The sequence below is a fragment of the Salinibacterium sp. VpJ6 genome, from assembly GCF_059767345.1.
Genome location: NZ_JBSOQL010000001.1, coordinates 68,608 through 91,403, shown reverse-complemented (window position 1 = coordinate 91,403; position 22,796 = coordinate 68,608). Strand labels below are relative to the sequence as shown.

Below are 22,796 nucleotides of genomic sequence, written 5' to 3'. Positions count from 1 at the left end.
TCTAGGCTCGCGTCAGCCTTCGAGCGAGCGCGATTCGGCAGGAACCTCGTCGAGCGCTTGCGCCCGGGCACCTGAGCGCCGCGACACGAGCCAGACCACACCCGCGACTGCCGCGGAGAGTGCGACTACTGCGCCCAGGAAGAGGGTGTTATCGATGCTCGACCCGGTAGTTGCCGCCCACGACTCAGCGCGGTACTGGAAGGTGATAGGGATGACTCCCCCCAATGACGCGGTGCCGTCGCTCACCAGCAAAAGGATGCCGATTCCGATAGTCAGCGCGCCAGACACGATCATCGTCCACGAGTTTGACCACCCACGGATAGTGAGCGTCCGTGGCCGCAGCCAGCGACGCCCCCGCGCACCGAGCCGCTTCCAAACAGCAGCCAGAACGAGCAACGGCACCGTCAGCCCGAGCGCATAGAGCGTGAGCATGATGGCGCCGTAGACCGCGTTTCCGCCGAGCGCCGCGACGGCGAGTACGGAGCCGAGGATCGGGCCCGCGCAGACGCCAGCGACGGCATAAACCATGCCGAGTGCGAAGACCGAGACGGCAGAGGTGCGGTCGGTTGCAGCATCCGCACTCTCCGTTCTGGTCAGGCCGGGAACCGGAATGGCGAACAGCTGAACCGCACCCGCGGCGATGACGAGGACGGCAGCCCCGACAATCAGCGCGCCGCGGTTTTCGTTCACGAGGGAGCCCAGCGTTGCCGAAAAGACTCCCAGAGGAATGAGCGTCGTGATGAGGCCGCCAAAGAATAGCGCCGTCCGAGCAAATAGAGCCGAAGCAGAACCAAAAGCGTAAGCAAAGAACGCCGGCAACAGCATCACCGAACACGGACTCAAAAGAGCAAAAAGCCCGCCGATAAAGGCCCCGGCGTAACCAATATCCACTGTTACTGGGCTGCCAGTCTCAACTGCTCGTCGATGACATCCTGGAACACCTGAAGCGGCTGGGCGCCGGCAATGGCGACATCATTGATCACGATAGACGGGACGCTCGTTACACCGATTTGTTGAGCCTCCTGCGCGTTGATCTGCACCCGCTGCACCAGTGCGGGGTTCGCAAGGTCTGCTTCGAACTGCGCCATATCGGGCACACCGATGTCACGCGCGTAATCGAGAACCTTGTCGCGATCGATCTCGAGGTGCCCCGTCTCGGGCGCCGACGCGTAGACCGCCGTGTTGTATTCCCAGAACAGCCCCTGCTCACCGGCCGCGTGCGCAGCAACCGCGGCCAGCACAGACGTCTCGCCGAAGATGGGATTGTCGCGCCACTCGATGCGAAGCTGACCTGAATCGACATATTCGCTGATGAGCGTCGGAAGAGTTTCGCGCGACAGCACCCCGCAGAAAGGACAACGGTAATCCGCGTATTCCACGAGCACGACAGGCGCGTCGACCGCTCCGAGCGCAGTCGGGTCATCGGCAACCCGTCGGGCTAGTTCGACTGCGGGCTGCGCCTCCTCGCCGGCAGAAGCCGACGGGACCGCTTGACCGGGAGACGTCGCCGAATTTGACTGGGCTCCGGCCACGAAGGCGACGGCGAGAAGCGCCAACCCCACGAGCCCTCCCACGATGAACAGGCCACGCTTGGAGGATTCCTTGCGCCGATTCTGGGCTGCCCGAGACGGCTGGGGGGATTTCACGCTATCGATCTCCTCAGGGCACTCAAGTACCCACATCAGTGGCCCGATGAGGGCCACCATCCACCCTACCTACTGGAACCCCAGGAGCCTGACCGAGACCATTGTCCAACGCGAGCCAGCTGAGGATCTCGCCAGCTTTCACCGCGTCGTCGCAGCCTTTACTCCGAGCAATCGAGACGAGCTCACGCGGAGTTAGGCCCGTGTTCTTTTAGACGGTGTCGAGGTATGCCTAGAACGACATCGGTCAGCTGCCTGTCTCCTCGTCGTCGCCCAGAATCGCGGCGATCTGGCCGACAGCGAGTCGCATGCCCTCTTCCATGCCCATTTCGATCATCTCTTCGAGCTGCTCAAGCGACTCGAATTGCGAGAAGATTGTGAGCCGGGTTCCGTCGGCGGTGGGTTCAAACGTCAACCGGGCCGTCGTCACCCCGAGATCCTCCGAGGGCTCACCCTGATCATCCGCAAATCCATCTTCGATGAGCAACTCCGTCGGGGCCGAGATCGAGACGAATCTCCACCAGCCGTGAAGACGTTCACCATCCGGCCCTTGCATGTAATAGTGCGCGCGTCCCTCTGGCTCGAACTCGAAACGCACGAAGGTAGCGGGCCACTCGGGTGGGCCCCACCAGCGCTCCAGTTGCCGGGGGTCGCTGACGAGCTGCCACGCTCGCTCGGCCGACGCGGTGAACTCCGCCGTCGTGGTCATCGAGAGTGCGGCGGCGTCGGTGTGTGTCGAGATGTTCATTAGGGTCTCCCATGGTGGTGGATCATCGTCGTTACTCTTCGTTGAGCACGGCTTCCATGCGCAGCACTCGCTGCGTCCAGACGTTCTCTACACGAGCGAGCAACTCTTGGGCTCGCTGAATGGTCTGAAGATTGCCGCGAACGATTTGCTCGCGCCCGTGGCGCTCTTTCGTCACCAATCCTGCGGTGTGCAGGATCGCCACGTGTTTCTGCACCGCCGCGAAACTCATCTCGTACTTGCGCGCGAGCTGCGAGACAGAAACTCCCTCGCTGAAAACGCGCGTGACGATGTCACGGCGCGTGGCATCCGCCAGCGCTCGAAACATCGCGTCGACTTGAGAGTCGGACAGTTCATCTACAACCATTTGGTTGTAGATTACTGACGTGGGCGTGAACGCGCAAGAGCCACACGGGCAGAGCGTTCCGTCTCCTAAAGTTTTCGCAGCGTGAGGATTTGTTCCGCTCGCCCAAATGGCCCCTGGCTGTCATGCAGCACCGTTGAGGTAAGACCAACACCGTCGGTGCCAAAACTCACCGCATTCTCGAGACCGAGCCACTCGCCAACCGGAACGCGATAAAGGTGGATTTGAAGGTCAACATTGGGGAAGGCATAGCCACCCTCCCCCGGCTTCACCCGCGTCGCAATACCGTTGCTCGTATCGACGAGGCCCATGAGCCGCACGAAGTCAGAGATGGGCTCGGAGGCGAGCAGCGGAACAGGAGTGCGCAGCCAGACTCGCCCGCGGCCTGCTTCGTGCTCAGGTAGCGCTCGTGCCTCGATAGAGCGGATGTAGCCACCAGGCCACTGCGTCAGGTTGACGGGCGCGCCCGCGCTCTCTGGGCCGAGCATGCGTTCGTCAACGATGCCCGCAATCTCCGCAGTGTCCGAAGTGTGCAAACGCCAGGCCGTCGCGCGTACAGCGACACGGCCGCCGGCGCTCAACTCCGCCTGAACAAGCTCGATCGTGCGGCCCGGTCGCAACATCGAGACATGGATGTCGAACTCGCCATCCGGGATTAGTCCCAAAATTTCGTAGCTGATGCGCGCAATGCGTAGCTCTGGCCGTGCCTCGAAGCCCTCCAAAGCATGCGCCAGAATGCCGGCAACGGGAGCCATGTGCTGCTCGTGCGGATTCCAGGCGCCCTGAGCGTGAATGGTCGATTCGAAGCGAGTGTCGCTGTGCCTGAGGTAATACGAGGAGGGGGTTGAAGTCACCGCCCCAGCCTAATCAGCAGTGACCACCCGCCCCAAGGGTTCAGACTGAGGATGCTGCGTGCTCTCACAACTCCATACACACCAGCGCACGAGATGTGAGCGCTAGTGCGCACGAAGCTTGTCGATGAGCTCGCTCTTAGTCAACGAGGAATAGCCGTGAAGGTCTAGCTCCTTGGCGCGCTGTCTGAGCTCTTTCACCGTCCAGTCGTCGTACGAGCCCGACTCCCCACCCCGTCGGCCGATCTCGGAGCGGCCCTGATTCGCTGCCGCGTTCGAGATGCGCGCGGCTTTCTCTTTCGACGCGCCGTCCTCACGAAGCTCTTCGTAGAGCTCGGGATCTTTGAGGCTTGAATTCTTGCGAGAGGGCATGAGCGAACTCCTCAATCTGGTCGGCCGTGACGCTACGTATATGGCGCCGCCACCAGCCTAGGCAGAGGTGTGACCGTTGCGACGAACTGTCTGGAACCCTCAAGGAGCCACGGAGGAAGCGTTCAGAAAAGCGTTAGAACAGCATCGGTTGAGGCATTGCTCGCGCTGCCAATTGCGGCGGCATCTCCTCCGCGATCAACGAAGGTGCAACCGAACCCGAACGTGAGCGCACCCCGGCATGGACCCGCGGCTGGGCCCGAGAGCCGACGATTCCGGTGGCAGGATCGAGAGCGGTGCGCTGTAACCCATGACGCCGAATAATCGGCTGCAATTTAGCAGCAAGCCACTTGCGGTAGTCCTTGGGCGCGTAATTTCCCGCCGAGTACATCGAACGATACTTACCCACGAGCTCCGGATGCGCACCCTCCAGCCACTCGAAGTACCACTCTTTAGTTCCCGGCTTGAGATGCAGAGCCGAATACGTGATCGATGTACCGCCAGCGGCTTTGACCTGCTCCACGGCTCGCTCGAGATGATCCCGGGTATCCGTCAAAAACGGGAGAATCGGCATCAGGAACACAGCACAATCAAGACCAGCATTGCGTGCCGCGGTTACCGTGGCCAACCGCGCCTTGGCAGTCGGGGTGCCTGGCTCAACCGACTGCTGAAGGTCATCGTCGTAGATAGCAATCGACATGCCAAGATCTACCGGTACATGCTCACTCGCCTCCACCAAGAGCGGCAGATCTCGGCGCAGCAACGTTCCCTTAGTGAGGATGGATAGCGGCGTGCCGGAACCAGCCAACGCAGCGATGATGCCCGGCATGAGCCGATAGCGACCCTCAGCACGCTGGTAAGGGTCAGTATTGGTGCCCAACGCCACAGGGCTCCTCCCCCAGCTGGGTTTACTGAGTTCCTTTGCGAGCACCTCAGCCACATTGACCTTGACGATGATCTGAGTGTCGAAGTCTTTGCCCGCATCGAGATCGAGGAATTCGTGCGTGGGGCGAGCGAAACAATAGGTGCACTGGTGAAGGCATCCGCGCATGGGGTTAATCGTCCAACCGAATGGCATATCACTGGCAGTCGGCACCCTATTGAGCGCGCTCTTGGCGAGAACTTCGTAGAAGGTGACGCCGTCGAACTCGGGGGTTCGCACCGTTCGTACAAGATTGTTGAGCTTCGCGAGCCCGGGCAGAGCATCAGGTGCCTCGTTGCTCACTTGCTGCCCACTCCATCGCATGATGCTATTCGAACATATGTTCGAATAGACCGCAAGCCGACGCGCGAGTGGCGTTAGGCTGCTGCGACCTCGTGAGCGAACTGGGCAATCTCTCGCACCTGGGCGGAGTCTCGAGTGAGCTTTGCCGTCGTGAGGGCACCGTCATAGAGAACGATGAGACGCGACACGAGCGCATCAGTCACATCCGCACCGACGATCTCTTTCGCGTGCGCCCGAAGCACGCGCCGATAGCGGGCGATCGCGGCCTGCACATCCGGCATATCGGGGCATTCGATCGCGGCGTTCGTGAAAGGGCAACCGTAGAAAGTGCCGCCATCGACTTGGTCAGCCACTGCCAAGAACAGTCGCTCGATGCGGACTGCTGGCGGGGCATCCGCGTCATCGAGCTCAGTCACTCGATCGAGCCATGCGTCGGCCTCCTCATCCAAGTACGCCGCGATCAGCGCTTCCTTGCTCGGAAAGTGGTGATACATGCTGCCCTTTGCCACCCCAGCCTGAGCGATCACAGTGTCGATTCCCGTGGCATTGATTCCGTGCGCGTAGAAGAGATCTGCCGCGGTGGCGAGGAGTTTCATGCGCGAGGTGACGCGGATCTGCGGGGTTTCTGGAGCCATATTGCAATTCTAGACGAACCCGTCTATATTCTCTAGACGGATCCGTCTAGAAACGCTGGATGGCCGACACAAGGAGTTATTCATGTCAGATCTCAAGATTGCCGTAGTCATCCTCGAAACCCTCGAGAGCAACAACGCTCGCGTCTACCGTGGCCTCAAGACCGCCCTCGAGTTCAAGGCCGCCGGCGACGACGTCATCGTCATGTTCGACGGCTCGGGCGTAGGGACCCTCGCCAAGATCGCTGATGCTGGCCACCCGATGAACGGCCTCATCTCGGCCCTCGGCGACACGATCATCGGTGCCTGCGAATTCTGCGCCAGGTCGCACAAGGTCTTCGAACCCATCCGTGACGGCGGCTTCCCGCTGCTCTCCGACAACGGCGGCGAAGCCAGCGTTCGCAAGCTCGTTGTCGACGGCTACCAGATCATGAACTTCTAGCAGCTTCTCCCCCGAGAACGGCAACGGCCCGGGCCCTCACCACGGTGAGCGCTCGGGCCGTGCACTTTCTCCAACACGGCGGCTGCGACCGAGACACCGCGCCAGCGCTGCTAACGTCGTAGGAGTGTTCTCTAAAGTGACAGTTCCCACCACCCTGCAGACCCGCGACGGCGAAATGACTCTTCGCTACTCCGAACTCGGAGACATCGACACCATCCTGCAACTGCTCGCCGACGACCCCGTCAGCGCGCTGCGTGGAGATACTGCTCGCCCCGAAGACCGCCCGGCCTACGAAAAAGCCTTTCACGCGATCGCCACGACTCCCGCAAACGCGCTGCTCGTTGTCGTCGCACCGTCGGGCGATGTCGTCGCAACAATGCAGCTCACTGCCATTCCCGGGATGGCGCGTCGGGGCTCGCATCGCCTCCAGGTCGAAGCCGTGCGCGTTGCCGCGAGCCAGCGTTCGAGCGGAATCGGCGGCGCGATGATGCGCTGGGTTATCGACACCGCAGCGCCCACGCTCGGTGCATCACTCATCCAACTGACATCAGACGAGGCACGCACCGACGCGCACCGCTTCTACACCAAGCTGGGCTTCGAAGCCTCACACATCGGTTTCAAGTACTCGGTCGAGCTCTAGGCCAGTCAGGGCGCTGAAACTGGTTGGCGCCGATAGCTCGCGCCAGCGTGTTCAGCAGGCAAGCGATCGCCCCGGCCATGCAACTTCTGGCGCAACGTTCCCTCTACATACTCTTCGGGGTATGAACCACGAGCCCGCAGCACCGGGATGACATGCTCGACCACGTCTTCGAAGGTGCCCGGCGTGATCGCGTAGGCAAGATTGAACCCGTCGACGTCGGTCTCCGCCACCCACGACTCCAGCTCATCCGCAATCTCCTCGCCTGAGCCGATGATGAATGGGCCAAGGCCCCCAATGGCTCCCAGGCGTGCAATATCTCGCACTTTCCATTCGCTGCCGTCGCTGTTCGCCTTCTGAAAATTCGCCACCGTCGACTGGATGGCGTTGCTCTTTACATTGCCGATCGGCTCGTCGAGGTCGTACTGCGAGAGGTCGATTCCCATCCATCCCGACATAAAGACGAGTGCGCCTTCCTCGCTCGCGTAGCTCAGATAGTCGGCATATTTGGCGTGGGCCTTTTCGGAGGTCTCATCGGTAATGATCGTCAGCAGAGTGTAGATGCGAGCTGAGTAGCGGTCGCGGCCTGCTTCTTCGAGAGCATCCCGGATTCGACTTACTGTCTCCGTGAGCCCCGCTTTGGTCGAGGCCGCAACAAAGATTGCCTCGGCGTTACCGGCGGCAAACTGGATCCCTCGTGGCGAGGCCCCGGCTTGATAGATCACCGGCGTGCGCTGCACCGAAGGCTCCGCCAGATGGATGCCGGGCACCGAGAAGTGCTTGCCGCTGTGTTCGATGTCGTGAACCTTGCTGGGGTCGGTGAAGACGCCCGATTCTCGGTCGCGGATCACCGCATCATCTTCCCACGAGCCCTCCCACAACTTGTAGAGCACCTCGAGATACTCGTCGGCATGGTCGTAGCGGTCGTCGTGCTCGAGCTGATCGTCGTTCCCCATGTTGCGTGCCGCCGATGGCAAGTACCCCGTCACGACGTTCCAGCCGATGCGGCCCTTCGTGAGGTGGTCAAGCGTCGACATCCGTCGGGCGAAGGGATACGGATGCTCGTACGCGGTTCCCGCCGTAATGCCGAACCCCAAGTTCTCGGTGACATGCGCCATCGCCGACACGAGCAGCAGCGGATCATTCACGGGAACCTGAGCACCGTGGCGAATCGCGGCCTCGTTCGAGCCGGCGTAGACGTCGTAGGTGCCAAGGACATCCGCAATAAAGATGCCGTCGAAGGTTCCTTTTTCGAGCAGCTGAGCAAGCTCGGTCCAGTAGTCGAGATCTTTGTAGCGCCACGATTGGTCATCGGGGTGGCGCCACATTCCTGAAGATTGGTGAGCGACGCAGTTCATATCAAAGGCATTGAAACGGATTTGTCTAGGCATGCCCTCATCGTGCGCCCGGAGCCGACATTGCGCATCTGGCAACGAAACAAAGACGCAATAGTTGGACACATATCGACATATTCTCGCTTCGTGCCGCGCGGGAGTGCACGCTAGTCCGCATCCCTCGAACCATTGGATGGACGAATGCACACGACAACCCCCACCGCTCCCCGTTCTACCGAGCGCACCCCTGACACTCAGCGCGCCGATGAGGATGCCCTGCCTGCCACCGGGCTGAGCGCGGCCGAGTTCGCGACCGCGTTTCGCCGGTATCCGGGTGGAGTGGCGGTGGTGACAGCCGACTCTGCTCTCGGCCCTGTCGCTCTTACGGTCACGTCGATCGTGTCGGTGAGCGCGGATCCCCCGCTATTTGCGTTCTCGATTGGACATCAGGCATCCACCGCGACGGGGATTCGAAATGCGAACTCCTACGTCGTGCACTTTCTCGGCAGCGAACAATTGCCGATTGCCCAACTGTGCGCGACCAGTGGCGTCGACCGCTTCGCCGACCGTTCACTGTGGTCGCGCCTACCGAGCGGAGAGCCGTACTTTCCGAGCGCCCCCGTGCGCATCGTTGGCCAGCGCATTGATCAACTCGACACGGCGTCAGCGTCGTTGATTCTGGTTCTCGCGCAGGAGTCTCATGTAAGAACCGAGACGGATGCTGGCCCACCGCTGGTTTACCACGACCGCGGCTGGCACGAGCTGAGCTCTCAGTCGCAGCTCGGGCACCGCTAACTACAGGTTCTGGCGCCGCTAGCTACAAACTCGGGCTTGCGGAAGTTGCGGCGGTGTGAGCTGAGTCAGAATCTTGCGTCGACTCGGAAGCGGGCGTCAACCCGGCAGCTTCGTCGTCATCCCAGCTCTCGACGAGCGTGATGCGACCGCGGGATTCCTTGACTGCGAGCACCAGCGCAATGATGCCGGTCGCAATGCCCACGACCCCCAAGGGGTTCGCGATTCCGATGGCGATCCCCAGGGCTGGCTCGTTCGGCCCGCTCACGATCGTTTGCAACCCTTCCGGGGTGTTATCGGGAATGGTGAGCCCCAACAAGAAGGCGGAAAGGCCAGAGGAGATCAGCATCGCGTGCGTGATGGGGCGTGTAGTGAAGCCGCGCAGGTCGCTGCGGCGCATCGCAAGGCCGACAAGCACCAACAGAATCGCAAAAACGACACCGAGCGTCGCCGCGTAAATGACGGTGAGACCGCCGCCGAGGCCAAAGAGATGACGACCGAATGAGACCCAGCCCGCCACCGCAGTGCCGAACACAATCACCGCGACACCAGTGCGGCCAGAGCCTGGCTCTCCGGGAGTCTCTCGAACTCGAATAGCGCTATACGTCATGTGCGATCTCCACTCTCACAGTGTGATCTCCCATCGTACTGACGATTCTGATGCCCGCTCTGCTCGTGCAGGCTCTGTGAACTAGTCGAGATGTGATGTTCTAACGAATGCCCCGAATGCGGGGATTGTGTTGAGAGAGTCTCACGAGAAGACTGAGAGAAACTTTTCCCGAGGAGCCCCATTGGCTATGCCCAGCGAAGGCCGTGTGGCCGTCTACATCGACTTCGACAACATCGTGATCTCGCGCTACAACCAAGTTCACGGACATCAGCAATTTCAAAAAGACAAGGTACGAACGCACAGTCCCGGTCAAGAAATGTCGTCCACAGTTACTGCGAAACTCGTGGAAGCGAACGTGGATGTTGAAGCGATCGTCGACTACGCGTCGTCCTTCGGTACAGTCGCTCTCAGTCGCGCCTACGCCGACTGGTCAGTGCCCGTAAATTCGGGGTATAACAAGCAGCTCGTTAACCGAGCGGTCGAGCTAGTACAGCTTTTTCCTTTGACGGCACAAATGAAGAATGGAGCCGACATCCGGCTCGCAGTAGACGTGATGGAGGATTTGTTTCGGCTTCCCGATCTGACACATGTCGTGATCGTCGCAGGAGACTCAGACTACGTAGCGCTGGCGCAACGCGCTAAAACACTCGGCCGTTTCGTGGTGGGGATAGGTGTCGCCGGCGGAACTAGTCAGGCGCTGACTTCGTCCTGCGACAAATTTGCGGACTACGATTCGCTTCGTGGAGTCGAGTTCGTCACTCCTCCACAACCTCAAAAATCCGTGGGTATCGCCGGCACAACGCCGAAGAAGAATGCCCCGCAAGGTCCGTTGGTCCAGAGCACCAATGCCGCCTTACACGCTACATCCGGAACAGCTACGTCTACAGATGCTGCGAAGAAAGCGAAGCCCACAACGAAAGCGCCCGCGGCCCCTCCCAAGGCGAAAACAGACGCCTCTGAAACGCCAACTGGCAGTATGCGGCCATTCAAACTACTTGTACGTGCAATGCGACTCGTGCAACAAAAAGAGGACTCCGACTGGCTCAACGGTTCTGCCGTGAAGAGTCAGATGCTCAGAATCGATCCGTCGTTTGATGAAGCCGCTTTGAAATTCGAAAAGTTCAGCGACTTCATCACGTCACACCAATCAAGCGTTGAGATGCGCGAGCTCGAAGGCGTTCGACAGCTGCGCCTTCGAGCCACCGCAACACTCCCGAAGTAGCGCTACCGAAAACGGCCCTAGGCGAGCAACTGTTCGGCCAGCAGCTCGAGTGCGCGCACGCGCAGGGGTGACGTGTTCGCGGCGTCCTCGGTGTGTGCCGAGAGACCGGGCACGACCATGACTTCGTCAACACCAAAGCGGGTTGCGAGCGAGCGAATGCGGTTTGCTGCAGCAACTGGCTCGTCGATGACCCAGCGCTCGGCCATGTCATCCACCATCTGCTGCTGGGGCGCAGCGAGCTCGGTAGCCGCTGCTTCTTCGATCGTGGCCAGCGGCCCCAGCGGCATACCGCTGAGCAAGCGAGCCATCTGTTGCAATTGGGGCAGGGCTGCGGCACGAGCATCTGCCGCTGTTTCAGCGACGGCCACATTGAGCGTCAGGAAGGTTTTGGGCGCCTTCAGCTGCTCTGACGGCACAAAGTTGTCGCGGTAGAGCCCCAGAATGCGGGCGGTTCCTTCGCCCGAGAAGTGGTGAGCGAAAACATAAGGCATGCCCTGCGATGCGGCCAAGCGTGCCGAGTAGTCACTCGAGCCCAACAACCAGAGGTCAGCGACGGAGGCCGCATTCGGCGTCGCCCTGAGTTCGTAAGTGCGGCCCTGCTGCAGTTGAAGCGTGGCGCCCTCGGGGTTCATGAGGCTGCGGATGTCGGCCACGTTGCGCGGGAACGCATCGACATCGCTGGTCGTGCCCGTCATCCGCAAATACGAGGTGATCACGGGGTCGCTGCCGGGAGCGCGACCGATGCCCAGGTCGATGCGGCCGGGGAATGCAGCCTCGAGGATCGCGAACTGCTCAGCCACCACGAGAGGCGCGTGGTTGGGCAGCATCACTCCCCCAGAACCGAGGCGAATGTTCTTGGTCTGCGCCGCCAAAATACCAATCAGAACGGCCGGGTTCGTCGACGCGACAGCCTTCATGTTGTGATGCTCGGCCACCCAGTAGCGCGAAAAACCCAGATCATCAGCGCGCTGAGCGAGCGCAGCGGTCGCTGTAAGGGCGTCAGCAGAAGTCTGGTTGCTGCGAACGGGAATGAGATCGAGAACGGAAAGGCGAAGTGGTGTAGTCATCACTGCTATTCAACGCCCCTGAGTCGTGGATATTCCTGAAAGCGCCGCATCCCGTCGCCGCGCACTGGCCCACCCGCGCGGTGGGACCTTCGCACTCAATAGACTGGGGCAATGCCCGCTGCCGAACCGTCGTCCTCCGCCGCAAACGACCCCACCGAGTCGAGCGAGGCGACCGAGGCAACTGCTTCCGCTCCCGCGGCATCACGCTCTCGCACCCGCCGCATAGTCCGCAACGTCGTTATTTCATTCGCTGCCGTTATCGTTCTTGCAGTCGTTGGAATGCTCGTCTGGGCCAACGTCGGTGTGATGCAGGCCGAGCCGGACGCGCTCGAGAGCGTGCGCTCCAACCCCGCCGTGCACATCACCGAGAACTCGAACTCGTTCATCCTCACCCCCACCGGGGACGCCACCGGCGAAGGCTTGCTCTTCATCCCGGGCGCCAAAGTGAGCGCGGATGCCTACCTCTACAAGCTGTCGGGGGCGGTCGCCGAATCTGGCCTCACCGTGGTCGTGACCAAACCCATCCTGAATCTTGCGTTCTTCGATCAACGCTCGCTCGACACGTTCACGAGCGCTGTGCCGGATGTCGATTCCTGGTTCGTTGGCGGCCACTCGCTCGGCGGCGTGCGCGCCTGCCAATACGCGGAACAGCCCGACGTGAACGGCCTCGTACTCTTCGGCAGCTATTGCGCCAACGATCTCTCGGAGGTCGACACTCGTGTTCTCAGTCTCAGCGGCAGTAACGATCTCCTGAGCACTCCGGAGAAAATCATGAATGCCGCGCACCTATTGCCGACGTCGACCACGTTCTTTCCGATTGACGGTGCCAATCACGCGAGCTTCGGCGACTACGGGGTTCAGGCCGGAGACGGTGAAGCCACCCTCAACACCTCTGTTGTGCGCGATGTGATCGCCGCCGAGATCAACAGTTTCGTGCGCAATGGCTAACACCGACGAAGCTATGGGAGCGGCGAACTGGGGTCTCGTATTGATCCCCATTCTGGCTGTCCTGGCGCCGCTGCTCGCGCGGGCACTCTCCCCCGTCGTGCGCATTTCAATCGTCGTCTTCGAGCTCATCCTCGGCATCCTGATCGGGCCGAGCGTTCTGGGCTGGGTCGGTGAATCCGCATTCGTCGAGCAGCTTTCGGACTTCGGTTTGGCGATGCTGTTCTTTATGGCCGGAAACGAGATTCGGCTGAGCGCCATTCGCGGCCGTAACGGGCGGCGAGCATCCCTCGGCTGGCTCGTGGGCTTGCTGGCCGGCGTTGCGATTGGCTTTCTTATCGAACCCGGCCTCGGCGCTGTCGTCATCGGCATCGCTCTCTGCTCAACTGCGCTCGGCGCGATTATGCCGATCTTGCGTGATGCTGGTGAACTCCCCACTCGCTTTGGCGGCTCCGCAATCGCCCTCGGCGCTGTCGGTGAGTTCGGCCCGCTGATCGCTATCTCGATCTTCCTCGGGGCGAGCTCTCTCGGCGCCTCCACAGTCGTGCTGGGCATCTTCATCCTGATCGCGATGACGCTGCTGTTCCTTGCAGCCCGCATCGAGCACAACTCGCTCCACCGCCTCGTCACCGCAACGCTGCACACTTCAGGCCAGTTCGCGATCCGCCTAGTCATCTTTATCGTTGCAGCGCTCGTGGTGTTGAGCATCGTTCTTGACCTCGACATGCTGCTCGGCGCTTTCGTCGCCGGACTGCTGTGGCAGATCATGATGCGCCAAGCTCCCGAGCGCGACCGGGCGATGGTCGACTCCAAGCTGGATGCGATCGCCTTCGGATTCCTCGTGCCCATCTTCTACATCAACACGGGAGTGTCCTTCGAACTCAGTGCACTCACCTCCGACTGGAGTGTGGCCGCACTCGTGCCCATCTTTCTGGTGCTCCTGCTCATCGTGCGCGGCGTACCCTCGATGTTCGCCGCCCCGAAGGGTTCCAGCAAGCGCGAACGCGCCGCCCTCGGCCTTCTCGGGGCAACCGGATTGCCCATCATCGTGGCCGTAACCGCGATCGGCGTCGATAGTGACTACATCAGCTCAGGGATCGCTGCCGCCCTCGTCGGCGCCGGCCTGCTTTCGGTGCTGATCTACCCGGTTATCGCGATGGCTCTGCGCAGCGATGCTGCCGAGCTGAAGCAGCACGCCGACGATCTGCCTCACGAACCGCACATTGCCGAAGAAGCGTAGTCGGCGCTAACTCCGCCAGAATCGGGATCGTGCCCGTGGCCGCATAACCGGCCGACTGGGGTAAAGGCTCACCCAACACATCCGACGGTGTGTGCGCACCGTCCGCTGCCTCGGCGGCAGTCTCGTGGTGCATCGAAATGATCGGGATCGACTCAGTGAGCGCCACCAACCCGTCGCCGATCGTGACGAGCGGATCGGCATCCGTGCTCGAGAAAATCGGGAACGAACGCCCCTCATCCGGCAGTCGACGGCCACGACGAATCACGACGATCGTTGCCGCAGCAAGAGGAATCGCGATCACGCTCGGAGCCGCGACCCACATCGACGCGCTCAGAACGCCATAGGCACCCCACACGGTGTAGCCCATGACCAAGAGCCACTGCGTGGTCTCCGAGATTCCGGCAAGTCGAACCGCATCGTTACGGCTCTGCCAGGTGATGCGGGCCTGCGGCATCCACATGAGAAAAGAGAAACCAGTGCCCACAAATCCAAGCGCGTTAACAGCGAAGTCGGTGATGTTCATCCCGTTTGATCTGATCTTTCTGACGGTCCAGGGAAGAACTCCCGAATGGACACGATTGCTAGGCATCACCACGATGTCTCGGTAATCATAAGCACAAAAACGTGCGGGTGCTAGTACCCCAATTGGGCCCTGTAACGCAGGAGCACGAAGCTCGGCAGGTTACCCTCAGTACATGGGTTTCGGAAGTACACGTCGCGAGGGCGCGCTAGCTTCATGGAACGACGAACGCGGCTTCGGATTCATCGATGTTGACGACGCCGCTGGCTCTGAGGCTGCTGGCGGCCAGAGCGAACGCGTTTTCGCGCACATCTCAGCATTTCCGCCGCGCGAGATGCGGCCGGTGCCCGGCGAGCGGGTCAGTTTTGTCATCGAACGCACGCGAGAAGGCAAAGTTCGCGCGCGCAACATCCGCTATCTTTCAGCCTCGGGCCGCCCGCTTCGTGTGAAGCGACGCAGACCCGGCACCATGAGCTACGTAGTCTTGGCAACCTTCGTCATCGCCATCAGCATCGTGACGGCGATTGGTGCCCTACCGTGGATCTTCGCCGCGCTGTATCTGGTGATGAGCATCATTACTTACGGCTCGTACGCGAGCGATAAGAAGGCTGCGCAGACACGACAGTGGCGAGTGTCAGAGGGTGCCCTTCTCGGCCTCGGGCTCTTCGGCGGCTGGCCCGGAGCGATCTTGGCCCAGCAACGGCTGCGCCACAAAACACAGAAGCAGATGTTCCGCCAGGCATTCTGGGGCACCGTCGTGCTCAACATACTGGTCTTCGCCATTCTGACTACCGCTTTGCGGGAACCGGTTGTGGAGCTCATTCGCCTCATTCTCGAGGCAACTGCTCTCTAGCCCTGCCGGGTTCGCCGCCCAGGTTCTAGGGTGGTTGCATGGAGACTTCGACCAAGTTCCACACTGTCCGCCGCTCTCGCACAGCGCCCGCGATCGTAGCACTGCTTGCTGTTTCCGTTGCGGTCTCGGGATGCACGGCAGCGGCATCCAATGGCATTGAGGTCGTTACGGGCGACTCGCCTGCCTCTGACGTAATCGCGCTCAGCGCGGGCAGCAGTGACGTAGAAGTTGCACGCGCAGTTGCTGCTGCGGTTGAGCAACTTCCTGAGTTGGCCGAGGCGGCGATGGATGAGTCGGGCACACCGGGCATGGCAATCGGCGTCGTGCACAACGGCGACATGATCTTTGCTGAGGGGTTCGGGCTTCGCGAAGTCGGCACGAGCGACCGAGTGGATGCCGACACCGTCTTTCAGATCGCCTCGGTTTCAAAGTCGCTCTCTGCCACAGTCGTGGCTCGCGCTATCACGCAAGGCGCTGTGGAGTGGGACACCCCGGTGCGCACGCTGCTGCCCGACTTCTCTCTGGCGGAGTCGTACGTCACCGAGAACGCCACCATTGCGGACTACTTCAGCCACCGAACGGGGCTCGCCACCGGCGCCGGCGACGACCTCGAAGATGTGGGCTACGAGCGCGATTACATCCTGGATCACCTGCGTTACCAACCACTCGACGACTTTCGCAGTAGCTACCACTACTCCAATTACGGCATCACGGTGGGAGCCGAGGCCACAGCGGCGGCGCTCGACCTCCGGTGGGAAGACGCCGTGCGGGAGCTCGTCTACGAACCGCTCGACATGTCATCCTCGAGTTCTAGCTATGCGGAGTTTGTAACGCAGCCCAACCGAGCAACGCTGCACACGCTCGTTGACGGCGAGTTTCAACCGCTCTTCGAGCGAAACCCCGACCCGCAGTCCCCCGCCGGCGGCGTCTCATCGACCGTTGGAGACCTATCGAAGTGGATGACGATGGTGCTCTCCGGCGGGGAATACGCCGGCCAACAGTTCGTCACCCCCGAATCGCTGACGCCTGCCATCACAGCGCAAAGCATTAGCGCGCGGGCTTCCGCCCCCGACCAGCGCAGCGGAAGTTATGGCTTCGGCTTCAATGTGGGGAGCCAGGCGAACGGTCGCACGACGGTGAGCCACTCGGGCGGTTTCGTTCTGGGCGCTGGAACCAACTACCAACTCGTACCGAGTCTCGATCTTGGAATTGTGACGCTGACCAACGCTGGCCCGATCGGCACTGCCGAAGCGCTTAACGCACAGTTCCTCGATCTGGTGCAGTACGGGGAGATCACTCGAGAGTGGATTGGCGACTACCGCGGTGCCCTCTCCGGCCTCAGCGCGCCGGCGGGCGATCTCGTTGACACTACTGCTCCCGGCACCGCGGGAGCATCCGTCTACCTCAGCGACTATGCGGGCACCTACCGCAACAGCTACTTTGGCGACCTCGTCGTGACCGAAGTGGATGGTGCCCTGCAGGCAGCGCTTGGCCCCCGTGGCGGCTATCTGCTTGTGCTCCAACCGTGGGATTCCGACACCTTCACCTTCGTTCCCACCGGTGAAAATGCGCCGCCGGGTTCCCTCTCATCGGCAACCTTTGAACGCTCCGGCGGAGCGGTTGCCGGGGTAACTCTCGAGTTCTTCGACGCGCGGGGCCTCGGAACGTGGCGCCGCTAGCGTGCGATCAGATACCCCATGGGGTATAGTTTTGACATACCCCCTAGGGTATCCCGCTAATCCGCGATCAAAGGACCATTTATGTGTCGAGCCGTGACCTGCACCGTGTGCAACAAAACTACGTGGGCCGGATGTGGTGACCACATTCAGTCGGTGAAAAGCAGCGTTCCCGCGTCACAGTGGTGCAATGGAAAGCACTCGCAGGCAGACATCGCCGCCGCCAAAGCGAGCCAGGGTGGCTTCTTCGCCCGCCTATTCGGGCGTTGAAGATGAAGCGCTCACTCCTCGCCATCGCCGCCGCTGTCTTTCTCGTGACCTCGATCGCTGGATGCTCGACCTCCAGTGAAACAGTCGAGCTCAGCGCTGACACGATCCTCATCGACGTTCGCACCCCGGCCGAATACGACGCCGGTCATCTTGACGGCGCCACGCTTCTCGACCTCAATGGTGGAGACTTCGCCGCCGCACTCCCCACCCTCGACCCCGAGGCCGAGTACGCCGTCTACTGCAAGTCGGGCAACCGCTCCGGGCAAGCTGTTGCGATGATGGAAGATGCCGGCTTCGAAAACGTAATCGACCTCGGCTCCATCGGTGAGGCAGCAGCATCCACTCAGATCGAGGTTGTGCATTAGCGCACCGCCACGAATTCGGTGCCGCGCATTCATCCCATCCATTGCTGCGTCGGTTCCGAACCACTGAGGTGAACACGACACCCGCCACGAGCACGCAGTACAACGCCGAGAATCGGTTCGACCGCGCCACCGCGGGCATGACGCGTGTTGTGGTGCCGACAGCTCTCGGTGATGTCGTCGCGCATGTTGATCCGAACGCCGCCGCGCTGTCGGACTCCGCAACCATCCTTCTGCACGGCGCAGCGGGATCCTGGACGACCTGGCTCCCCCTTATTCGTGCATCGCACGCGACCGGTCGGCCGCTGACAAACGTGGTCGCCCTCGACTTACCGGGCTGGGGCGAGAGTGGCAGCATTGCTGCCAGCGCAACAGTCGAACACCTCGCGGATGCCGTAGCCCACGTAGCCAGAACGCTCGGCTACGCAAAGTGGAGCATTTTCGGCCACTCGCTCGGCGGACACCTCGCGCTCACCATTGCCGCCAGGCAGCCGGAGCGCACCGTGAGCGTGACCGCCATCTCAGCAACGGGGCCCGGCGCACTCTCAGTGCTGCGTCATCCAATTCGCCACTTCGGCGTCTTACCGTTGCTGGGAGGGATGCTCGGAGCGATGCGCTTTCTGAGCGCGCTTGGGGCAGCAGGCATTGCGCTCGTTCGAACGCTTCACCGCCTTCGACTGCTTGGCCCGCTGAGCTCTCCCCTGTTCGCACACCGCGGCACGCTCGATAGCTCAGTGATCGATTCGCTGGCGTCAGAGGTTCGACCCACCGCGTTCGTTCGCGCGGCGGTGGCCGCGGCGCGGTACGACGAAACGCAGTGGGCGAGCATCCTGTGCCCCGTTACTCTTGTGCGCGGTGATCGCGACGTATTCGTGAGTTCCGCGGATGATGTCTGGTTCGCGTCGGTCCTCCCGCACGCGTCGCAGCAAGTTGCCTCGAATGCTGGACACTTCGCACACATCGAGTCGTTCGAGGCACCGCACTCGACGACCGACGGAACTCGCCTCGCCGCCTGATGAGCGGCTAGACCAGCGCGGTGATGTGCTCGTTGTCTGCGGGCATCGCATCGCGCGTCTCTGATTCATCGTTGATAGTGATGTCAGCGAAAAGCATCGGCAGTCCGTGGCCTGTCCAAGCGGATGCCCGATCCATCAGCTGCGCATGAACGTGCGGTTCACTGGAGTTGCCCGAGTTTCCGCACGCGGCGATGGGCTGACCTGCCACCACAGCGTCGCCGACCTTGACGAGCGCGGAGTGCTGCTTCACGTGCGCGATAAGCGCGAACACACCATCCTCACCGCGAATGGTGATGTGGTTGCCGATGATGAGGCGGGGGCCGCCGATCTCTCGAATCGTGCCTTCCATCAGCATGTAGATGTACCCAAGCACTGAGGACCGAGCGCGATGATCGCGCTGCGAGTCACTAGCGCGAACGACGACGCCGTCGATCATTGCGCGAACGGGCTCGCCGAAAGCCGGGTACTCATTCGGATACCGCAGTGCCATTCCCGTGTCGAAGGCGGGTCGGGCACGTTCCTTCGGATCGAAAACGAGGTCGACTGCGTAGGTTTGGCCATAGGCCCGAACGCCGTGGCTGGGCACCCGCGTCGCGGGGCTATTCAGCGCAGACCATCGCCCCGTTACGGGAGCCGCCACGGTCAGGGGCTCACGATTAGGCACGAGCTTGAGCCCCGGAACCAGCACAGCGAGCACCAGCAGCATTCCCACGATTCCTACCAATGGCAGCAGCGTGAGCACGGTTTTTACGAGGGCTATCGGAATGACTTGAGCGCCGACGGTTCCCACGAAAATGGTCATAACCGAGACGTACATGATCACTACGCGAGCACGATAGACGCCCGCGATCACGCGCCTCATGCTGCGGCCACGAGGGTGTCACGAAGCGCCCCGGGGAACGCGAATTCAGATACCGGAAGATCGTCGATCTCTGCCACGTCTAGTCTTCGACGATCGGCTCGGGAGGCAGCTTGCGCACCTTCGCCCGGCGGCGACGACGAGCCGGAATCATGGCCCGCATTTCTTCGAGCTTGCCAAAGCACAGCAGGCGGTCGTTCGCTTCGAGAACGGTGCTGCGGCGAGGGTTGGGCACCACGTTGGAGCCACGGTGCAGAGTGAGCACCGTGATGTCCTTCTCTCCCAAACCGGATTCGCCCAGCTGCTTGCCCACGAAGTCCGCGTCGCTACCGACGACGATCTCGGCAACGCCGTACCCCGTCGAAACGCTGAGGCGCTGGCGAACATCGATCTCGGGGAACGCCACTTGGTTAGCGATGTAGTCAATTATCGCGCCCGCGACATCCAACTCGGTGGCTCGCTCGATGCCTTCGAGACCGGGCGACGAGTTGACCTCCATCACGAGGGGGCCATCTTTACCCTCAAGCATGTCGACGCCGGCAACACGCAAGCCCATGATCTGGGCGGCCTTCACCGCGGCGCGGTGGTATTCGGGCGAAAGCTCAACGGCTTCAACATTGCCACCACGGTGCACGTTCGAGCGGAACTCGTCCCCCACCGCGACCCGACGCATGGCAGCAACTACACGGTCACCCACCACGAGGGCACGGATGTCGCGGCCCTTGCTTTCGGAGATGAAGCTCTGAATCAGCACGTTCTGCTTCGTTGAGTGCAGAGTCTCGATGATCGCCTTGGCGACCTGGGTGTCCGGAGCAAGGATTACGCCAATCCCCTGCGTGCCCTCGAGCAGCTTGATCACGACGGGTGCACCGCCGACGCGCTCGATGGCCATCTCGACATCCGCCCGGTTGTGCACAAAGGTGGTCGCCGGCATAGCGATGTCGTGGCGAGAAAGAATCTGGGTGGCACGCAACTTGTCGCGCGAGTTCGTGATGCCACTCGAGGTGTTGGGCGTGTAGACATCCATTTGCTCGAACTGGCGAACAACAGCCGTACCGAAGTAAGTGATCGAGTTGCCGATGCGGGGCAGGATGGCGTCGTAGTCCGAGAGCAGTTTGCCGCGGTATTGCAGATCAGGTTCGTCACCCGTGAGATCAATCGCGAACCGCAAAGTGTTGAGCACTTTGACCGTGTGGCCTCGCTGCTCGGCAGCCGCACGAAGTCGCTGCGTGGAATATGCATGCGGCGCACGGGAGAGGATAGCGAGTTTCATGGGGCGACCTGTCAAGATATGGGGGTGATAGAACCTACCCATTCAAACACGGTCGCGGGCTGGCGTGAGTGGGTCGCCCTACCCGAAATCGGCGTTTCGTGGATTAAAGCCAAACTCGACACGGGTGCGCACAGTTCTGCCATCCACGCGACGAATGTTGAAGAATTCACCGGCGCCGATGGCAGCGATTGGGTTCGGTTCACGGTCGTGCCATGGCAGAAGTCGGATGCCGACGCTGCGGTTGTCGAACGCGAGATTCACGATCGTCGTGCCGTGCGCAGCTCTTCTGGTCACAGTGAAGACCGCATCGTGGTTTTGCTGCACGTCGAGCTCTTCGGGCAGACGGTCACCGCGGAGACCACGTTGACGGATCGCAGCGACATGGGCTTCCGGATGCTCATAGGGCGTGAGGCCCTCGGCCAGGGGTTCTTGATCGACTCGAGCGCCTCGTTCTTGGGCGGTCGTGCCCCGCGCGCCATTCGTCGCCGCAATCAAGGCCGCGGCTAGCGGGCATCCGCCTCACGCTGAATGCAATTGCGCTCAGGGGCGGCCGCGCCACAAACGCCCTCTTCCAGTCAACCATAATGACCTGATTGCGTTCCCAGTCGCTCTCGATATGGTGACGGCATGAGCATCGATATCCCCACTCATGAAGACCTTGTAGAACTCTCGCAGCAACGGAACGCGGCAAGCGTTTCCTTGTACGTGTCACCGGGATCCACCGATGGCGGTCCCCCCATCGGCCGCGATACTGAGGCTGCACGCCTCGCCCTTCGCTCCTCGGCTACCGAAGCGATTGCCGAACTCGGCGTGCTCGGTGTCGAGAAGGCCGAGTTGGATGCGATCGGCCAGGCATTGGCCGCGCTTGATCACGACACCGACTTCTGGTCATCATCCGCACGCTCCGTGGCGGTCTTCAGTTCGCCTGAAGTCACGCGAGCGTTTCGCGTGCGCAACGAACTTCCCTCCCATGTCGCCACCGGCGATCGGTTCGACCTCGGCCCGCTGCTCCGCGCCACGACTTTCGGGCACTCGGGCTACGTGCTCGCGCTCACTCAGGGCAGCGTGCGGCTGTTGGCTCTCAATGCTGACGATTCGAGCGTGGAACTCGCTCTGCCGACCCTTCCCGACGACCTCGGGCGTTCCCTCGAAACCGCCGACAACGAGGGCAAGGCAGATATGCCCCGGGCCGATGGCGCCCTAGGACCCAAGGTCGAACTTCGACGCTACTGCTCTCGCGTACAGGAAGCAGTACTTGATGTCATCGGCGCATCCGGACTGCCGCTCGTGCTCGCCGCATCCTCCGACCTGCAGCCCGCCTACCGCGAAGTATCCACCTACCGGGCACTCCTAGAGGCGGCTATCGACGCTAATCCCAGCTCGCTGTCGCTGGAAGACCTCGAGGTTCGCGGCCGCGCGATTCTGGCCGAGAGCCATGCGAAAGAACTGGAATCGTGGCGCTCTAGCTTCGGAAACAAGCGGAGTAACGGCGTCGCCAGCTCTCAACTCAGCGATGTTGCGCACGCCGCCACCGCGGGACTTGTAGACACGTTGCTGTTCGATCTGGAATCGACGGATGAAGGCGATATCGACGAGTACGGAACAGTGAAGTTCGCGAGCGAGCCAGGCCCCACCACTTACGGCTTAGTCGACGAGATTGCTGCCCGCGTGTTACGCACCGGTGGCACGGTGAAGGCCGTGCGCAGCGATGATCTCCCCGATGACTCCCCCGTCGCTGCGACGTTCCGCGGGCCCCTGTAAGAGTAAGACTGAACAACACAAGGGCGCTGTGGCTGACATTCCTGTCAGCCACAGCGCCCTTCGTGTGTCACGGGTCTCGCACTCTGCA

Annotated in this window: 27 protein-coding genes and 1 pseudogene; 13 read left to right on the top strand and 15 right to left on the bottom strand. The window is 61.6% G+C overall.

What is annotated here, in order from left to right:
- Positions 1 to 12 precede the first annotated feature (12 nt).
- From ACWTV1_RS00485 to ACWTV1_RS00445, 9 genes and pseudogenes are all read right to left on the bottom strand, one after another.
- Positions 13 to 891 (bottom strand): cytochrome c biogenesis CcdA family protein, encoded by an 879-nt coding sequence (locus tag ACWTV1_RS00485; protein WP_498503702.1) that lies wholly within the window; start codon positions 889 to 891, stop codon positions 13 to 15.
- Between the two features lie 2 nt (positions 892 to 893).
- Complete coding sequence (locus tag ACWTV1_RS00480; RefSeq protein ID WP_229820211.1) at positions 894 to 1,646, bottom strand: DsbA family protein; 753 nt, start codon at positions 1,644 to 1,646, stop codon at positions 894 to 896.
- A 22-nt stretch (positions 1,647 to 1,668) separates the two neighbouring features.
- A pseudogene (locus tag ACWTV1_RS00475) lies at positions 1,669 to 1,842 on the bottom strand (DUF4287 domain-containing protein); the annotation flags it as partial.
- A 48-nt stretch (positions 1,843 to 1,890) separates the two neighbouring features.
- Entirely contained in the window at positions 1,891 to 2,391 is a 501-nt protein-coding gene (locus tag ACWTV1_RS00470) for an SRPBCC family protein (protein WP_498503701.1), read from the bottom strand.
- Positions 2,392 to 2,422: 31 nt separating this feature from the next.
- Positions 2,423 to 2,755, bottom strand: a complete 333-nt coding sequence (locus ACWTV1_RS00465) for an ArsR/SmtB family transcription factor (RefSeq protein ID WP_486175177.1) — start codon at positions 2,753 to 2,755, stop codon at positions 2,423 to 2,425.
- 65 nt (positions 2,756 to 2,820) lie between these two features.
- Positions 2,821 to 3,606 (bottom strand): thioesterase family protein, encoded by a 786-nt coding sequence (locus ACWTV1_RS00460; RefSeq protein ID WP_498503700.1) that lies wholly within the window; start codon positions 3,604 to 3,606, stop codon positions 2,821 to 2,823.
- A gap of 102 nt (positions 3,607 to 3,708) precedes the next feature.
- The gene (locus ACWTV1_RS00455) at positions 3,709 to 3,975 is read right to left on the bottom strand and encodes a DUF7218 family protein (RefSeq protein WP_498503699.1); all 267 of its coding nucleotides are present in this window, start codon (positions 3,973 to 3,975) and stop codon (positions 3,709 to 3,711) included.
- A 133-nt stretch (positions 3,976 to 4,108) separates the two neighbouring features.
- Complete coding sequence (locus ACWTV1_RS00450) at positions 4,109 to 5,218, bottom strand: Rv2578c family radical SAM protein (protein ID WP_498503698.1); 1,110 nt, start codon at positions 5,216 to 5,218, stop codon at positions 4,109 to 4,111.
- A gap of 53 nt (positions 5,219 to 5,271) precedes the next feature.
- Positions 5,272 to 5,832 (bottom strand): TetR/AcrR family transcriptional regulator, encoded by a 561-nt coding sequence (locus tag ACWTV1_RS00445; protein WP_498503697.1) that lies wholly within the window; start codon positions 5,830 to 5,832, stop codon positions 5,272 to 5,274.
- 82 nt (positions 5,833 to 5,914) lie between these two features.
- Between ACWTV1_RS00445 and ACWTV1_RS00440 the strand changes: the two genes are divergently transcribed.
- Positions 5,915 to 6,271 carry a sulfur reduction protein DsrE gene (locus tag ACWTV1_RS00440; protein WP_498503696.1) on the top strand — a complete coding sequence of 119 codons (357 nt, stop codon included), beginning with the start codon at positions 5,915 to 5,917 and terminating at the stop codon, positions 6,269 to 6,271.
- Positions 6,272 to 6,446: 175 nt separating this feature from the next.
- Positions 6,447 to 6,911 carry a GNAT family N-acetyltransferase gene (locus ACWTV1_RS00435; protein WP_189621871.1) on the top strand — a complete coding sequence of 155 codons (465 nt, stop codon included), beginning with the start codon at positions 6,447 to 6,449 and terminating at the stop codon, positions 6,909 to 6,911.
- 5 nt (positions 6,912 to 6,916) lie between these two features.
- Here ACWTV1_RS00435 and ACWTV1_RS00430 read toward each other — a convergent pair whose 3' ends face one another.
- The gene (locus ACWTV1_RS00430) at positions 6,917 to 8,299 is read right to left on the bottom strand and encodes an LLM class flavin-dependent oxidoreductase (protein WP_341620084.1); all 1,383 of its coding nucleotides are present in this window, start codon (positions 8,297 to 8,299) and stop codon (positions 6,917 to 6,919) included.
- A 144-nt stretch (positions 8,300 to 8,443) separates the two neighbouring features.
- Here ACWTV1_RS00430 and ACWTV1_RS00425 point away from each other — a divergent pair, with 144 nt between their 5' ends.
- The gene (locus ACWTV1_RS00425; RefSeq protein WP_498503695.1) at positions 8,444 to 9,037 is read left to right on the top strand and encodes a flavin reductase family protein; all 594 of its coding nucleotides are present in this window, start codon (positions 8,444 to 8,446) and stop codon (positions 9,035 to 9,037) included.
- A gap of 22 nt (positions 9,038 to 9,059) precedes the next feature.
- Here ACWTV1_RS00425 and ACWTV1_RS00420 read toward each other — a convergent pair whose 3' ends face one another.
- Positions 9,060 to 9,644, bottom strand: coding sequence for a hypothetical protein (locus ACWTV1_RS00420; protein WP_498503694.1), 585 nt, complete (start codon positions 9,642 to 9,644; stop codon positions 9,060 to 9,062).
- A gap of 187 nt (positions 9,645 to 9,831) precedes the next feature.
- Here ACWTV1_RS00420 and ACWTV1_RS00415 point away from each other — a divergent pair, with 187 nt between their 5' ends.
- Positions 9,832 to 10,866: an NYN domain-containing protein gene (locus ACWTV1_RS00415; RefSeq protein ID WP_498503693.1), complete on the top strand. Its 1,035-nt coding sequence runs from the start codon at positions 9,832 to 9,834 to the stop codon at positions 10,864 to 10,866.
- 17 nt (positions 10,867 to 10,883) lie between these two features.
- Here ACWTV1_RS00415 and ACWTV1_RS00410 read toward each other — a convergent pair whose 3' ends face one another.
- Positions 10,884 to 11,933, bottom strand: coding sequence for an MsnO8 family LLM class oxidoreductase (locus ACWTV1_RS00410; RefSeq protein ID WP_498503692.1), 1,050 nt, complete (start codon positions 11,931 to 11,933; stop codon positions 10,884 to 10,886).
- A gap of 111 nt (positions 11,934 to 12,044) precedes the next feature.
- Here ACWTV1_RS00410 and ACWTV1_RS00405 point away from each other — a divergent pair, with 111 nt between their 5' ends.
- Complete coding sequence (locus tag ACWTV1_RS00405; protein ID WP_498503691.1) at positions 12,045 to 12,881, top strand: alpha/beta hydrolase; 837 nt, start codon at positions 12,045 to 12,047, stop codon at positions 12,879 to 12,881.
- Positions 12,874 to 14,118, top strand: a complete 1,245-nt coding sequence (locus tag ACWTV1_RS00400; protein ID WP_498503690.1) for a cation:proton antiporter — start codon at positions 12,874 to 12,876, stop codon at positions 14,116 to 14,118. Before ACWTV1_RS00405 ends, ACWTV1_RS00400 begins: the two co-directional genes overlap by 8 nt.
- Here the strand turns inward: ACWTV1_RS00400 and ACWTV1_RS00395 are convergent.
- Positions 14,027 to 14,641, bottom strand: a complete 615-nt coding sequence (locus ACWTV1_RS00395; RefSeq protein ID WP_498503689.1) for a hypothetical protein — start codon at positions 14,639 to 14,641, stop codon at positions 14,027 to 14,029. The genes ACWTV1_RS00400 and ACWTV1_RS00395 overlap by 92 nt on opposite strands.
- Before the next feature lie 172 nt (positions 14,642 to 14,813).
- On the opposite strand from ACWTV1_RS00395, the gene ACWTV1_RS00390 reads away from it, so the two are divergent.
- From ACWTV1_RS00390 to ACWTV1_RS00370, 5 genes are all read left to right on the top strand, one after another.
- Positions 14,814 to 15,491 carry a DUF1294 domain-containing protein gene (locus tag ACWTV1_RS00390; RefSeq protein WP_498503688.1) on the top strand — a complete coding sequence of 226 codons (678 nt, stop codon included), beginning with the start codon at positions 14,814 to 14,816 and terminating at the stop codon, positions 15,489 to 15,491.
- A 38-nt stretch (positions 15,492 to 15,529) separates the two neighbouring features.
- Positions 15,530 to 17,170 carry a serine hydrolase gene (locus ACWTV1_RS00385; protein ID WP_498503687.1) on the top strand — a complete coding sequence of 547 codons (1,641 nt, stop codon included), beginning with the start codon at positions 15,530 to 15,532 and terminating at the stop codon, positions 17,168 to 17,170.
- Positions 17,171 to 17,251: 81 nt separating this feature from the next.
- Positions 17,252 to 17,437 carry a DUF8730 family Cys-rich protein gene (locus tag ACWTV1_RS00380; RefSeq protein ID WP_341620104.1) on the top strand — a complete coding sequence of 62 codons (186 nt, stop codon included), beginning with the start codon at positions 17,252 to 17,254 and terminating at the stop codon, positions 17,435 to 17,437.
- Positions 17,438 to 17,439: 2 nt separating this feature from the next.
- Complete coding sequence (locus tag ACWTV1_RS00375; protein ID WP_498503686.1) at positions 17,440 to 17,802, top strand: rhodanese-like domain-containing protein; 363 nt, start codon at positions 17,440 to 17,442, stop codon at positions 17,800 to 17,802.
- A gap of 68 nt (positions 17,803 to 17,870) precedes the next feature.
- On the top strand, positions 17,871 to 18,815 hold the full coding sequence (locus tag ACWTV1_RS00370) for an alpha/beta fold hydrolase (RefSeq protein WP_498503685.1): 945 nt from the start codon (positions 17,871 to 17,873) through the stop codon (positions 18,813 to 18,815).
- 7 nt (positions 18,816 to 18,822) lie between these two features.
- On the opposite strand, the gene ACWTV1_RS00365 is transcribed toward ACWTV1_RS00370, so the two are convergent.
- Positions 18,823 to 19,677 (bottom strand): M23 family metallopeptidase, encoded by an 855-nt coding sequence (locus ACWTV1_RS00365; protein WP_498503684.1) that lies wholly within the window; start codon positions 19,675 to 19,677, stop codon positions 18,823 to 18,825.
- A gap of 79 nt (positions 19,678 to 19,756) precedes the next feature.
- Positions 19,757 to 20,947 (bottom strand): RimK family alpha-L-glutamate ligase, encoded by a 1,191-nt coding sequence (locus tag ACWTV1_RS00360; RefSeq protein WP_100389151.1) that lies wholly within the window; start codon positions 20,945 to 20,947, stop codon positions 19,757 to 19,759.
- 18 nt (positions 20,948 to 20,965) lie between these two features.
- Between ACWTV1_RS00360 and ACWTV1_RS00355 the strand changes: the two genes are divergently transcribed.
- On the top strand, positions 20,966 to 21,454 hold the full coding sequence (locus ACWTV1_RS00355) for an ATP-dependent zinc protease family protein (RefSeq protein WP_100389152.1): 489 nt from the start codon (positions 20,966 to 20,968) through the stop codon (positions 21,452 to 21,454).
- Between the two features lie 120 nt (positions 21,455 to 21,574).
- The gene (locus tag ACWTV1_RS00350; protein WP_498503683.1) at positions 21,575 to 22,708 is read left to right on the top strand and encodes a baeRF11 domain-containing protein; all 1,134 of its coding nucleotides are present in this window, start codon (positions 21,575 to 21,577) and stop codon (positions 22,706 to 22,708) included.
- Positions 22,709 to 22,796: the final 88 nt, after the last annotated feature.

Excerpts from the sequence above, each read along its gene's own strand:
- ACWTV1_RS00465 (WP_486175177.1), bottom strand. The coding sequence starts at position 2,755 with ATGGTTGTAGATGAACTGTCCGACTCTCAAGTCGACGCGATGTTTCGA.
- ACWTV1_RS00425 (WP_498503695.1), top strand. The coding sequence starts at position 8,444 with ATGCACACGACAACCCCCACCGCTCCCCGTTCTACCGAGCGCACCCCT.
- ACWTV1_RS00405 (WP_498503691.1), top strand. The coding sequence starts at position 12,045 with ATGCCCGCTGCCGAACCGTCGTCCTCCGCCGCAAACGACCCCACCGAG.
- ACWTV1_RS00360 (WP_100389151.1), bottom strand. The coding sequence starts at position 20,947 with ATGAAACTCGCTATCCTCTCCCGTGCGCCGCATGCATATTCCACGCAG.
- ACWTV1_RS00435 (WP_189621871.1), top strand. The coding sequence starts at position 6,447 with ATGACTCTTCGCTACTCCGAACTCGGAGACATCGACACCATCCTGCAA.
- ACWTV1_RS00385 (WP_498503687.1), top strand. The coding sequence starts at position 15,530 with ATGGAGACTTCGACCAAGTTCCACACTGTCCGCCGCTCTCGCACAGCG.
- ACWTV1_RS00390 (WP_498503688.1), top strand. The coding sequence starts at position 14,814 with ATGGGTTTCGGAAGTACACGTCGCGAGGGCGCGCTAGCTTCATGGAAC.
- ACWTV1_RS00365 (WP_498503684.1), bottom strand. The coding sequence starts at position 19,677 with ATGAGGCGCGTGATCGCGGGCGTCTATCGTGCTCGCGTAGTGATCATG.
- ACWTV1_RS00400 (WP_498503690.1), top strand. The coding sequence starts at position 12,874 with ATGGCTAACACCGACGAAGCTATGGGAGCGGCGAACTGGGGTCTCGTA.
- ACWTV1_RS00395 (WP_498503689.1), bottom strand. The coding sequence starts at position 14,641 with ATGAACATCACCGACTTCGCTGTTAACGCGCTTGGATTTGTGGGCACT.
- ACWTV1_RS00470 (WP_498503701.1), bottom strand. The coding sequence starts at position 2,391 with ATGAACATCTCGACACACACCGACGCCGCCGCACTCTCGATGACCACG.
- ACWTV1_RS00415 (WP_498503693.1), top strand. The coding sequence starts at position 9,832 with ATGCCCAGCGAAGGCCGTGTGGCCGTCTACATCGACTTCGACAACATC.
- ACWTV1_RS00375 (WP_498503686.1), top strand. The coding sequence starts at position 17,440 with ATGAAGCGCTCACTCCTCGCCATCGCCGCCGCTGTCTTTCTCGTGACC.
- ACWTV1_RS00410 (WP_498503692.1), bottom strand. The coding sequence starts at position 11,933 with ATGACTACACCACTTCGCCTTTCCGTTCTCGATCTCATTCCCGTTCGC.
- ACWTV1_RS00440 (WP_498503696.1), top strand. The coding sequence starts at position 5,915 with ATGTCAGATCTCAAGATTGCCGTAGTCATCCTCGAAACCCTCGAGAGC.
- ACWTV1_RS00430 (WP_341620084.1), bottom strand. The coding sequence starts at position 8,299 with ATGCCTAGACAAATCCGTTTCAATGCCTTTGATATGAACTGCGTCGCT.
- ACWTV1_RS00450 (WP_498503698.1), bottom strand. The coding sequence starts at position 5,218 with ATGCGATGGAGTGGGCAGCAAGTGAGCAACGAGGCACCTGATGCTCTG.
- ACWTV1_RS00350 (WP_498503683.1), top strand. The coding sequence starts at position 21,575 with ATGAGCATCGATATCCCCACTCATGAAGACCTTGTAGAACTCTCGCAG.
- ACWTV1_RS00420 (WP_498503694.1), bottom strand. The coding sequence starts at position 9,644 with ATGACGTATAGCGCTATTCGAGTTCGAGAGACTCCCGGAGAGCCAGGC.
- ACWTV1_RS00355 (WP_100389152.1), top strand. The coding sequence starts at position 20,966 with ATGGGGGTGATAGAACCTACCCATTCAAACACGGTCGCGGGCTGGCGT.
- ACWTV1_RS00445 (WP_498503697.1), bottom strand. The coding sequence starts at position 5,832 with ATGGCTCCAGAAACCCCGCAGATCCGCGTCACCTCGCGCATGAAACTC.
- ACWTV1_RS00455 (WP_498503699.1), bottom strand. The coding sequence starts at position 3,975 with ATGCCCTCTCGCAAGAATTCAAGCCTCAAAGATCCCGAGCTCTACGAA.
- ACWTV1_RS00380 (WP_341620104.1), top strand. The coding sequence starts at position 17,252 with ATGTGTCGAGCCGTGACCTGCACCGTGTGCAACAAAACTACGTGGGCC.